Consider the following 13,400-nt stretch of genomic DNA (forward strand, 5'->3'; position numbering starts at 1 on the left):
ACGCGATCAGTAGTGGCCATGAAATCTTCTTCCATCATCGGCTCCCCGGTTACCCTAAAGCCAGGATATTCAAAATGCGCTTTTGCGCAGCCTATTGAGGCGATCCTGGATTCTTTATAGGCCCCGAGCAATTACAGTTGCAAGCTCATGCTGAAAGAATAAAAGACAATTTCTGCCGGGTATCGGGCAATAACTGCTAATCTTCCCATGTTCGGATCAGACAAGCCGTCGAGAGCAATCCATCATTCCCCATGCCCGATCACCTCGGTCGAGATAAAGGTGGGCTTGAGTTTCCTCATCTCATCGGATGTCCGTGCCGCTTCCGACAGATTTTGCGACACGGCAGCCGTGGCCTTGGAAACGTCGTCCCCCTGCTGGGTAGCGCCGGAGGTAGTGGCTGTGACTGCGCTCGCATCGGCTACCGGCGTGCCGGTGGAGGTGCCCGCCACAGCGATATTATCCGCGCCCAGCACGACCTGTGCTGCAATATTGAGGTTATTGGCGCGAATGCCGGCATCCCCCGCGTTCACCGTCCCCCTGGGGGCGATCAGATCGATGTCGCCTGCCTTGACTCCTCCGCTTGAGAGCGCGCCAATTCCGCTACCGGAAGCGGCGCCTTGCAGTTCCTGGGTTACGTTACCCTGGGCATCCACCTTGATGACCGGCGGCGGCACGGCAGTCGCCGTCTTCTTGCCCTTGCCGGCATCGATATCCCCTTCACTCGACCACAGCAGGACATCGCCACCTCCTACCGTCAGGATGCGTGACTGATTGACGAGAATGTGGTCGCGGGCAAATCCGCGCACATTGCCTTTTGCCACCGTCAGCATGCCCAGGACATCATTGCCCGTATTGACCAGTACTTCCGGCGTATTGCCGAGGCCGACGACCACTCCTCCACCCGGAACCATGAACTCGATATTTCCCCCGCGCTCGGTCTTGATGCGGCTGGCAAACAGGTTGATTTCTCCCTGATAATTCTTGAAGCTTCCATCCTCATTTTTCTCGCGCACACCGGGAAACACCCGCTCCAGCGCCGCATAGCCGCGCTCATAGTTTCCAGCATAGGCGCTATTCGGATTATTGAAGTCGCGGCCGGTGGTACGCAGTGCGGAATAGACCATCTCGCGCACCAGGATGCGCTGGGTATCCGCATCCAGAGCGCGCACATCCCTGACTGCCTGGAGCGCACCGGCGCCATCCAGCTCGTTGTTGCCTACCAGCCAGCGCGCCTGCCACAGAAGGATATCGTCCGGACTCCCGTCCGTTTTTTCCAGATCGGCGATCAAGCGGTCGATGGTACCGGTGTAATCGATTCCCTTCGCACCCACTCCTGCCGCAACATCAATATCGACCCCTCCTGCCGGTAATTCAGCATTGTCGAGGTCTCCCCGGCTGACGATCCCCGCGGAGGTGGCAAGATCAATATTGCGTCCGGCTGCCACCTCCAGCCGCCCCAGACCCCCGACCCAGATTTTTGCCAGGCCGGCGCGGTCGTTACCTGCGGTAAAAGCGATATCCCGGCCCGCTGTCACACGGCTGACGTCCGAAGGGTTGGCATGCTGCGCCAGAATGCCAACATCGCGCACGTCCTGCCCGGCGCGCAGCCAGAATGCCTTGGACAGGTCCAGGGAAAGTTCGAAAGGATTGCCCTTGACATCCCCGGCTACCGCGTAAACGCGCGCTGGTTGGGTATCACCCGTGTGAACGGGAACAGCAGCATGAACAAGATCGAGGTCAGCAGCGCTCACCGCCGTATTCGGAAACTGGCTGGATTCCCTGCCTGGGCGGATTGCGCCGGGAATCAGCGCGGGGTCCCTGTCACTCATGGATACGACAGTCGGAATGCTGATTGAATTTGCAGCCAGCAACGTGAGCTGACCATCGGCGGCCGGACTCAGGACGAAGTCATCCACGGCGCCCAGCGCGATATTGCTGCGAAACGCGGTAATGGAAAGGCTGGGTGGCAGGAGGGAAAGCAGAGCCGGTTTGTAGCTTCCCGAACTGATGTTGAAGTTGAGCGGCGCCCTATATGCACTCTGTATATTTGCGCCTGCTCCTCCGCCGTTCTGGAGCGCCACGTTGCCATACAGGCTCTGCAGGCTCGCGCCGCTGCGCGGGCTATAGGTGGAAAACAGGCTCCAGGTCGGGCTGGTTACATTTCTGATGTTGAATGCCGTACTGTTGCCGGATGACTGGACCACCAGGTGCGGATTCAATACGGTCTGGATGTTGACATCCTCCCGTGCCTGAACCCTCGCCTGCGCGTCACCCACAGCCACGATGGTGTAGAGCGGACTGCCATTCACGTTCTGTCCGCTGTCCACCTTGCCGTCGGCCTTCAGCTCCAGAGCCCCCCGGTCTGCATAATACTGTCCACCCAGTAAGTTCGCTCCGGCCTCCACTTGCACATCGCCGCCACCGGTCTTGAATAATTTGGCTGCATCCGGGCTCATGGCTGTCATACGCGCCTGCGTGGGCGCACTGGCCGAAACATTCTCGATATTGCCACCGGCAGTCAGCGTGACGTTACCGCCTCCCAGGGCGCCAACGCCTTGCTGGAACTGGTCGAAACGCACCCACCAGGCAGGCTGGAGCGTATATGCGCCGGTTGAATCATTCAACCGGCCCTGCCGGAACAACCAATTGGAGTAGAGCTGCGCCGAGGGTGTCCCGACTATATTACCCAAGGCTACCAGGCTGACATTACCGCCATCCTGGCTGAACTGAGCATTTGCAGGCGTGACAAAGTCATCAGCCGGATCGGCTGTGCGTCCGCTCGTATAGATGACCGATTTGCCGTCGGCGAGTTTGATATCCCCTCCCGCCGCAATGCAGATATCCCCCGTGCCCGTGCGCACAAGCTTGCCCGCCGCCAGGGTAACATCACCTCCCTCGGCCTTGACTGCCATGGGATCGGCTGCGCCGGTATCCGCCCCCCCAACCAGCCGGTAACTCCAGGAATCTCCGACCAGCAGCGTGGCAGGGGTGGTTCCGCTGCTGAATGGTGTCGCTGCGTTGAAACCATCGGAGAGATTGCTGTTCAGCTTAAGATCCCCCCCTGCCCGCAAGGTGAGCATGCCGGGTTCGCCCTCAGCGCGGCTGGTTCCAAGATTCCAGTCATTGGCAAGCGTGAGATCGCCTGTCGAACGTATCTCTACGCCGGGACGCAAATGAAAGCTGCTCTCGCCCGTTTTGCCCAGACGCGCCATAATTGTTCCGGCATGGGACGCAAAGCTGGTATTGTCGGCGTTGACAGTAGCCAGGCTCAATGTGGGACCGCTGCCGCCGCTTTCTCCACTCTCATCGCTGGCGGTAAGCGCATCGATGCCATCATAGATTTTGACTGCCTCGATTACTACCGATTTAGCGCCGTTGATACTGCTGTTTATATTGTCCACGGCGACTTCGTTACCCGCGCCACTCCCCAGACGGGGCGCGCGCAGGAGGATTCTGCCACCCTCTCCACCATGCCCGCTATTGTGGCCATGCACGTCGATCATGCTGCCCTCAGCCAGGTTCAACCCGCCTTCGGCGGTGCCGATACCGACTTCACCGCCGTTTTTTCCATTGCCGGTGGAATAGGCGTCGAGCTTCGTGCCCGCCAGCACGTTGACGTCATTCCTTGCATAAAGATTGATGCGGCCCGCATCATTACCCGATACGTCGATATGCCCAGCCAGGTCGAGCTTGCCATCGTCCACGGCAATCTGGACTTCTCTTGCCCTAACCGTATCGGATGCGGAGAGGCTGACATCGCCCGTACGAACACGGAATGTTCTCGCTCCGTCGAATACCCCCTGATTGAGAGCCGTGTTAAGCGTGGAGAAATCCGCCAGCGCTGCCACATCCAGATCAAAACCCGCACCATTGCCTCTTTTGCCACTTGTATCTGCCATAGCGGAGCCCTGCAGGCTGCCTGCAGCAATCGCCGCGGTGCCATTGCCTGCGCGCACGATCACCTTGCCTGCGTCTCCACCGGATGCGGCAGAAACGTTCACCTGCGCCCCAGGCTGCACCACCACGTTGCCCTCTTCACTTGCCAGTTCAACGACGCCGCCGGGCGAGGCGCGCTCTACATCGAAGAACGCCACCAAGCGACCCGCCGCATTCGCCACTGCATTTGCACCCAGTTCAAGATTGCCCGTAGTTGCTGCGAGTTTAAGCTGTCCCGAAGGCAGATCAGCCTCCGTATCGAACATCACCTCGGTGCCCGAGAGCATCCACTTCGCTCCCAGCGTATTTTCGTCCGCGAGCGCACGATCTGCTTCCTTTCTGAAAGCATCGAGTTTGCCCGCTGCAGCCAGAGTCTGGCTGGCGCCTTGCTCGCCACGGATTCTTGCCACATCCAGTCTTGTATCAACGGCGGCAATATCGGCCCTGCCGGAACCGCGTCCAACCATTTCATTCGCTCTGATAGCGACCTGGGAGAATCCTTCGACAGATTTGGCGCCTTCACCCAGTATCAAGGTGTTGGCCTGTATTGCCAGCGACCCATTGCCGGATGTTCCGCCCATCGTAAACGCTGCAGCCGCAGGATTGGCGATGAGTATATTGGTCGCGCGCAGGGTAGCGGTTTTACCGCTGTTATTCAGCCCGGCCAATCCCGCGCCCAGCAGATTCAAGGCCTGCTGCGTAGGCTTGCCCTCGGCGTTCACGCCACCCACGCTCACGTCGCCATAAAGATCAAAAGTGGAATAACTCGTCAGCGTCAGCGAATTAAGGTTGTTCAGGCCATCAAGTTCACTCTGGCTGAGAGTCAGGCCTTCGGAACCTGAGGGAGCATTGCCGAAGTTGACACGCGCGGCGCCGATCGTCAGGTTTCCGGCGATCGGATTATTCTGACGGTCAGCAAAAACGGGCGTACCTGCGAAAGTGTTCTGCCTGGTGGCATCGAGCGTGATTGAATTTCCAGATCGGATAACACTGCCTGCTTCACCGATCAGCGTTCCCTGACTCCGATCAGGTCCGCCGCTGCGAGAAAATGGTGCAAAAGTGGAGGCTGATCGTACCAGCGCTCCGTTACCGGCTGTATTGTAGCCACCGTCCCCGCTGGCGGCCTCACCGCCTTGAGTCTCGATGACACTGCCCGATTTCAGGATAAGTGAATCCTTTGCCGCCAGAATGACTTCATCCCCCTTCAGCGCGTGATTGACGTCATTGGCCAGTGTTACCTCTTCAGCGCCCACGAGCAGCGTAGTGCCATCGCTTGCGGTGTCGCCGCGGCTGCGTGTGCCGCCGATGAGCAGACTTGATGCACCCAGAGCATTGAGCGCACTCGCGGAAATTCGTGTAGCCAGCGGATCGACTCCGCCTGGTCCCGAAGACGTATCGCTGGTGATTGCAATTCGGGGAGCACTGATGTCTACTGCGGCGCCTCGCCCTCCAGTGCCTGCAGCCAGTTTGAAAACGGCATCCAGCTTGAGATTGCCGGTAGTATTCATGGAAAGGAGGCCGGCATCCTGAGGCCGACTGTTACTGGTCGTAAAAAAATCCGAGGCGCGCGTAAGCGTGATTTCCGATCGTTGCATGACCTGTTCGCGGCTGAGTATTTCAAAACCACTCCAGACTGCATCACGCGGGGTTCCCGCCCAATCGCGAGCCCGGCTGTCGGTGACGTAGCCCGGCACGACCTGTGTCCCATCCTGCTTGCTGTACGCTTGCCCCGGCAGCAGATTATGCACGCCGGTGTCGAGTCTTATGGCATAGGCCCCCGGCAGCAAGGCATAGTGCGCTGGAAGCAGTGTGTAAACTCCTGCCGGCAGCCCCGATACACCGGAGAGATAAACCGCATCTCCCATCCCGCGGTCGAAACCGGTATTCTCCTGTCTGTCGCCCGGCGCAAATCCGCTCGTATAGCCGGGCAGAATGGCATAGATGCCGTCATCCCCGAGAATATCACGCGATCCCCCGGGCCCCACGCTGAACTCGTAAGCCTGCAAGGCTCCTCCACCTGCCAGATCGACTACCGCTCCTGCCCGCATATCGATATTCGCTGCCTGCACCCGAACTGATTTTTCTGGTAACGCAAGCTGCGGAATCTCGAAGGCCTCCGGCTTATAAAGCCAGCTTCGGCCATTCGCGAGCACGCCAAACGGGGTGAGGGTGCCGGATCCGGCAGCAACCGAAGTCAGGCTGCCATCCTTGAATGTAAGCGTATCGGTCGCGCTGAAGGTCAACTGGCCGAACGGGGCCCATATATTGCCTCCCTGTACGATATTTGCGGCTGTTACCGTCAGGCTGCCGAGCGCGGAAAGGGGCTGTATCGGGTGCGTTGCATTGCTGCCGAATGCCACCGTTCGATCCGGCGCCAGGATACTGATCTGGCTATAAGTTGAGGGGGCGATGACGGCGCCACTGAAAGCCAGGTCTGCTGCACTTGAAAGCGTGCCTGCCGGACGCGGCGAGCCGCCACTGCTTATACCCGAAAACCTTATCTCCTGAGCACCGGTGAATTCCGCACGTGACATTCCGCTGAGCGTCAGGTTGCCCGCCAGTTCCAGCAACTGGGCCTCCGCCTTGAACCCACCGGTGCCGGCAATCGGCGTATTGGCCACATCCACGCGATTGGCATCGAAATTGCCAAGCCGCAAGGCTTCTGCTTTCAGTGCAGCTTCGCCTCCTGCCATTTCAATGCGTGGTGTGTCCAGCACCATTTCTTTCAACGGCAACAGGCGATTGGCGCCGAGACTCAGGTCATCTTCCAGCCGGATGGCATCCCGGCTTTTCAGGGCGATACGGTCAAACCCTGCTGCTTCGAGTGCCACGGCGCCTATCGTGGCTTTCCCGTTAAGTCCAGCCGGAATAATGGATCCGGGAGCGAGGCCTGCCGTCTGCGACGTTCCTGTCGGCCCCAGACTCAATACGCGCTCTCCGAGCGGAAAACCTTTATTCTGGGCATCGTCCACATCCAGAAGTCCCAGAACGACATCAAGTGCCCCCGCACGATTTGACGCGCCACCCGGCTGCGCCGTAATGCTGCCCTCGAGCAGCATGCCTTCACGCGCAATGACGCTCAGTCTTCCTGCATCGCTGCCTACCCATTGCCCCAGGCCCCCGGCCTGGTTCTGGATATCCAGGTGGACGGGCGCAGCCCCCGCCAGATTGATATGAGACCCGGGCTCGGCCACGATATGTCCGAACTGCGCGTTCAGCGTCACTGACCCGCCGTTCAGCACCTCGCCCTGGGTGAGGCGCTGACTGTCGAGGTACGTAAGAGCCTTGCCGGATACATCGAGTAACGCCTGCTTGCCCAGCCAGAGACTGTTGCTTGCATTGAAGTTGAAGCTGTGGCTATGATCGAGCGTTGCCGTGATGCTGCCACCGGGCGCGGTGATACGCCCTTGTATGTTCATCGAACGCGCTGCTGCCAGCGTGATTTTTGCTCCGGGATCCGCCTCGATATGCGCGCCCACTCCGATTGCCACATCGGCTGCGCCTCGCTCGTCGGGATTTTCTGCCGTAAGGCTCAAGCTGACCGGCTCGCGCACGAGATCATCGAGTTTGACTGGGCGCGTAAAATCTTCCATTCTGCTGCCGCTTGGTCTCAGGCTGTAGTCAGGTTGCAATTCGAGGCTGAGGACGGCGGGTTTGATCTTCACACCCTCGGATAACGCGACGCTCTCATTCCCTGTCAGATTGATATCGCCAAACCCGCCCCGCTCGAAAAACCCGGGATCGAGATTGACCGTACCGGCCGTACCATCCGGCATGCCGCCAATCTGGATTCTATTGCTCGCAACCGAGAAAGTGCCGCCTTTGCCAACCCCGTAACCGCGCACATTATCAGCCAGACCGGAAACGGCATTGCCGGACAGACTGATGTCACCCCCGTTGCCGGCAATCACGCTGCCTCGACTATCCACCTTGAGCCTGCCGCCGCCAGTGACATCCAGCAGCGTATTTTTCCCGAGAGCAAGATCGTCAATAGCCGAGAGAGCTATCCTGCCGCCGTTTACCAGACCCACTTCGTCGGAGCCTGCAGGCACTCCACGCAATTCATTTACCCACGCACCGCGCGCGGATAGTGTGACTCCTTCGGTTACAACGAGATTCAGCGGACCGGATGAACGTCCTGGAAGATCGTTTCTGTTTGCATGAAGCATAATTGAGCCGGCTGGGGCGGCGATGTCCGCTTCGACCTTCACTCCCTGCCCCGTGATATGCACGCTGCCGCCTTGCGGCACCCGCAAAGCCTCACGCACTTCCGCTGCCTGATTACTGAAAATTTCCAGGTTGGCGACCTTGTCCCTGCCTAGCAGCGCGGGGTTGAGGCGCAGTTTATTGACGAGATCGGATGACAGCGTGTCGCCGAATTTGAAACTTCCCGGCAGCAAGGGTCCCTCGCTGCTCAGCTCGATCTGCTGGTTATGCTTGTAATCGAGACCGTTGATATTGTTCGCTACCGGATTACTGCCAAGAGTCAAGCGCGCCCCCTCCGGCATGATGCCCTTGTCGCGCTGTACCTCTCCCACGACCGTGCGCCCCTGCACGGCCCCCTGCATGACCACCGCGCGCAGGCCCATGACTTCCAGAGCGCCGGCATCCTTGCCTTCGGTATAACCGGGGTCATAGTTGAAGGTCTGACCGAGGTCGATTACTTCTTTCACGTTCCAGCGTCCGAAATCCTGCACGTAGCGGGTGGCGATGCCGTCATAACGCACATCGGCCCGGGCATTCGCAATGTCGGTCAATACTCCCCGGGACATGAGCAAGGTCGTTTTCACGCTGGAAGGCGTGTAGCTCAAGCTACCACCGGATATATCGATCACCGCGCCGGGAGCAATGATGGCTTCTCCCTGCGAGTTCACGCGCACCACGCCGCCCTCCGTGGATCTTTCCGCCACCGTACGCTCGAGACGCGCCTGGTAAGCTTGCAGGCTGTCTTTCGCGATCAGCGTGGGAGCGCCGGAGTCGGCGTTGGCCAGTGCGCGGTTGATGTCCACATAAACTTTCTGGCTGCGCAGCGGCCCGTCCCGGTTGACGGGAGAATCTTTCAGTTCATCTCCCCGCAATTCCACTTCCACCGCGTTTCGTGCCGTGGAAACTTTTACATTTTCCAGTCCGGCGACATTGATAAGGGCACCGTTGTCAATGTGAATGCGGGCAGTATTGGAAGCAGGAGCATCGAATGCCTGCCTGAACGGATCGCCGGGCTGAAAAAGCAAACTTGGGTTATCCAGCGCGAAAAAATCCACTTTGCCTGCTGGCGCGTTGATCACAGCCCCCCTTTCCATGCGCACGTCCTGTCCCAGCACTCTCACCTGAGAGGGCAGCACCAGCCCAGTGCCCGTCAATCCATCCAGCACACCCGTTCGATCGGATACATCCGGTAATACCTCCGTCAGGCTCCCGGCGCCGAGGGTTACCCGGCCGCCACGCATCGAACTGTCCTGAGCCGTGGCGGAATCTTTCGCCAGCAGATATACGGAGCCATTGGCGATCACCGAGGTGGTGGCCCGGGCGATCCCTTCCTGATTGACGGCATAACCCACCATGGTGATATTGCCGCGCGGCGTGCTCAGCTCACCCAGATTGGTCACATGGCCGAGCTTGTCCAGTGCCGTATCCTTCAGCGCAACTGCCTGGCCATCGAGCTTGCCGTCTCTGATGTTCGTGTGGGGAGTCTCGAAATCACTCAATCCCGCCGGACTGTCGACTTCGACCAGAAGCCCGCGCACATTGGCATCCACTGGCTCGGCCGAGGCGGAACGCAAGAACACCTTGGTGCCCGCAGCTGCGATCACTTGTCCATCGGGCGCTTCCACGGTACCTTTATTGATCACTGTCGGCGCGATCAACATGACCCGCCCCTGACTGCCAGCCGTGATCCGCGCACCCTCGAAAACCTTGATGAACCCCCCTGAACCTTCGAATTGTGGAACCGTCTTCTCGGTAGTGAGAAAAGCATTGAGAATGAAGTTGTCGTGGATATCCAAACTGCTGGCGGTAAAGCTGTTGAGATTTACTTGAGAGGAACCCATGAAGGCAATACCATTGGTATTGACCAGAATGACATTTGCATTCTGTCCGACGGCCTGGCTCAGGATGCCTGCAATCACGCTCGGATCGTTGTCCCAGACGCGGTTCAGTGTCGTGAAATTCGCGCCCTGCACCAGGTTCTGTGTAGCAAGGCTTTCCACCTGCTGGAACTGAACTGAATGACCAGGACTGACATTGAAGCTTTCCCAATTGAGGATGGCTTTATCGCCCACCTGGTTGACCACCGCATCGGGGCCATGAACGTGATAATTCGCCTGGCCGGCGGTGACGAAATCAGGAACGGTCCCGCCACAGCTTCCTCCTGCGCAGGGCACGGGCAGTTCCGCGTGTGCGGCTGTCGCCAGCAGCCCGGTCATGAGCAGAACTGTACCGCTTTTAGCCTTGCCACTCTGGCACGGTGTGGTTTCCGCAACGGGAATCAACATGCCCAGAGCCTTGTTGAAAATAAGCCGGTAGATATTCCGATTCATCTTTCCAATTCCTCGAGGAGACAGGAGGGAGCACTCATACTGCCGAGCATGGCGGCAATAGGTTATTCCTCAACCTTGCTTCAGAAAAATCATTCGCTATACGGTTATGCGGATCGTTACGACAGCAGGCATGATCACCACGCGTGCCGAAAAAGAAAGTGCACGCGCTTGTCTCCCGCCTTTGTTCTTCCAACTTCTTCGAGTGCCACGGCCCAGGCCACGTCGGCCGAGAAGCCCTTCCAACCCTTGAGACGAAAACCCATCCCGGTACCTGCAAGATCAAAGCGGTCTTTCTGCCCGGGCAAGGGCTGCTGCACTCGCACGATTCCTGCATCAATAAAGGCCAGAAGACGGAATTCGTCCAGTCCCTGGAGCAGGTATGTGGCGTAATTGGGCGTAAAGACCTCGAGCCCTCCCGTAACGCTGTCGTCGCCCAGGGCAGCGACTTCCAGATAGCCGCGCACGGTATTGACGCCGCCCACGATCGACTGCTCATTCGCGATAAGCGGCTGTGCTGCAATCTGCCAACTGCCCCGGCCGGCCACGCCCCAACCCTGGCTCCATGTTTCGGTATGTGAAAGATTGCCGCGCAGATAGAGGTAATTAGCGCTGCCTTTAAAGCGCTTATTCGCGAATTCCTCTTCATCCCCAACCAGTCCGCGCACGTGGAAATTCACCGACAATCCCAGCTTGGTCGTTCTTCCTTCTCCCAGCCAGCTTCCATCCCAGCCTACAGTGAAAGGAAGGTAGGAGATTGGCGTATTGAAATTGCCGCCATCGATGAGGTTTACCGTTTGGGTAAAATCCTTGTAATCCAGTCCCAGCGTTGCTGTGTGGAAGAATTTTTCGCTTCCGGGCAGCGGCAGAATGTAGCGCCCTCCCACGATCAGGCCATTGCCGAGCACATTGAGCGTGCCCAGTGAAGCCACGTTCGAAGCGGAATAGACGCTATATAAGGCGAGAAAACCGCCGAACGGTACCGGCAGAGTGTAATTGGCGGAAATGACCTTGCTCTCATCCGGGTTTTCGGGGGCAACCAATCCTGTCACGCCCAGGCTGTGCTGGCGGTGCCACAGATTGTCCCAGCTCAGGTTCGCGCTCAGCCGGGTCAAGGTCGTATTGGGAATCTGACGGCTGTTCAGCTCCACGCTTCCATGAAGGGGCAACTGATCCTTCACTTTCAGATCCACCTCGACCGTGCCGGGTGTCTTTCCTGCCCTTAAAACCGGGGTAATCCTGCGATCGGCTGAACGGTTCAGGCTTTCCAGCTGCTTCTGCATTTCGGGAAAGTTAGGCACTTTGCCTTCTGCCAGTTCCGGTATTGCCGCCTTGATATCCGCCGGACTGAAATAGCGGGATTCCACCACGCGCAGACGCTTTACCGGGGCTTCGGTCACCTGCAGCCTGACCACCGCCTCATCGACTTTCTGCTGAGGAATGCTCACGAGTACGGTCAGATAGCCCGCCTCATGATAGGCGCGCTCAAGTGCATCGCGTGCCCGCTCCACGTCCTCCAGGCTCTTGCTTTCACCGAGATGGGGATAAACCGCCTGCTCCACCACTGTGACGGGCAGCAATGTGGCACCTTCCAGCCGATATTCGAATACATCGAAACGGGCTTCCTGCGCGTGAGACAAGTGGATCCAGCCCGCGAGGCCAAGCAGTCCTCCCACCCGCAGCATCTTATTTAGTAGTTGCAACATCAAACCAAGCCGAACCAGTTCCTGTACGTGCGAATGGGACAGCACCGAAGGAGCTGTCCCGAGCAGCATATATGGACGGCATTGCACCGTCCGTTAGCGCAATGCCTACTGGACCGCAGGCTGGCAGGAATTGCCGAGACGTGCGCCTTTCGAGGTAGGGCCGCTGGAACCGGCCACTGGCGTGGCGAAGATACCCTTCAGGTCGCTTTCACCCAGGGTGGCAGCAACCGCGGTGATCAAGGCTGCAGCACTTGAGCTGGCGGGACTGATGGAGCCACCGGCAGTGAATGCCGCCAGCTCGTACCAGAAGTTATAGGAACCCTCCATCGCCTCGGCACGCTGCTGGGCATCGGTATTGGGAGACACACGATCCAGCTTGACGAATGCCCACCGGTCGGTCGTGGCGGTCGGTGCTGGCGTGTTTTCCATGGATACCACGCCCAGGGCGAACTGGCTCGCGCCGGTGGCGGTATTCAAGGCGCTCTTCACGCCCCCGGTGCTGGACTGCTCGCTCACAATGGCGGTTGCCGTGCTGTCGGTGGCGCGTGCGGGCTCCAGCGCGCCTTGCGATAGCCCGGTTGAACAGGGCTTGCTGAGGAAGCGCATGTTGGAGGCAGACTGGGTGCCGGAGGTGGGCACGCGGCGCACCAGGTTGACGATCGACCCGGCCGGACCGCCGAACAGGCTGCCATCCACACCACCCACAGAATCCCTGTTTGCAATTGCGGTGTAACGTTGTGCCGGCAAGCTGGGCTGGCAGGCAGGCGTGAGATTGGGGGCGGTGGGCGAACCGTCATCGCAGGTCGCGGCCAGGATGCCGGCGGCAACGTCGTTCTTCTGCAACTGGAGATAGAGCGGGTAGCTCACGGCTACGCCAAAGGCTTGGCCGACATTGGTCGCCACTTCCTCGCCAAGGGAGCTCAGGTTCAATGCAATATCCAGATTCTGCTTGTTGATCAGGTATTCCGTATCCGAAAAACCGCCATCGGGATAGCTTTGGCCCGGACGTCCGGCAGCATCGCCCTTCAGCGAAGCGGTAAAGGTCTTGGTAACGGTATCGCTGCAGTTGTTGTAGCGGGCAATGGGGTAGGACACACCATTCAGGGTGACATTGGTCGACCCAGCCGCGCCTGCCGCGCACTTACCTCCGCCGCCGAGCAAAGCGACGTCATTGATGCGCTTGAGGTTGCCGGGCAGATACCCGTTGGGATTCGGCTCACCCGCC

General features: G+C 59.0%; 3 protein-coding genes. All 3 read right to left on the reverse strand.

All coding sequences use genetic code 11. The annotated features are described in order from the left end of the window. Positions 1–242: 242 nt before the first annotated feature. The 3 genes from NMUL_RS13430 to NMUL_RS13440 all read right to left on the reverse strand — a co-directional run bounded on the left by NMUL_RS13430 (position 243) and on the right by NMUL_RS13440 (position 13,270). Entirely contained in the window at positions 243–10,472 is a 10,230-nt protein-coding gene (locus NMUL_RS13430; RefSeq protein ID WP_011381863.1) for a filamentous haemagglutinin family protein, read from the reverse strand. A gap of 134 nt (positions 10,473–10,606) precedes the next feature. After that, complete coding sequence (locus NMUL_RS13435; RefSeq protein WP_049783187.1) at positions 10,607–12,175, reverse strand: ShlB/FhaC/HecB family hemolysin secretion/activation protein; 1,569 nt, start codon at positions 12,173–12,175, stop codon at positions 10,607–10,609. 105 nt (positions 12,176–12,280) lie between these two features. Further along, positions 12,281–13,270 carry a hypothetical protein gene (locus NMUL_RS13440; protein WP_238529824.1) on the reverse strand — a complete coding sequence of 330 codons (990 nt, stop codon included), beginning with the start codon at positions 13,268–13,270 and terminating at the stop codon, positions 12,281–12,283. Positions 13,271–13,400: the final 130 nt, after the last annotated feature.

The organism is Nitrosospira multiformis ATCC 25196, from assembly GCF_000196355.1.
Taxonomy (GTDB): domain Bacteria; phylum Pseudomonadota; class Gammaproteobacteria; order Burkholderiales; family Nitrosomonadaceae; genus Nitrosospira; species Nitrosospira multiformis.

What these genes read in the sequence shown, in the direction of transcription:
- NMUL_RS13430 (WP_011381863.1), bottom strand. Translation starts at nt 10,472, where the DNA reads ATGAATCGGAATATCTACCGGCTTATTTTCAACAAGGCTCTGGGCATG.
- NMUL_RS13435 (WP_049783187.1), bottom strand. Translation starts at nt 12,175, where the DNA reads ATGTTGCAACTACTAAATAAGATGCTGCGGGTGGGAGGACTGCTTGGC.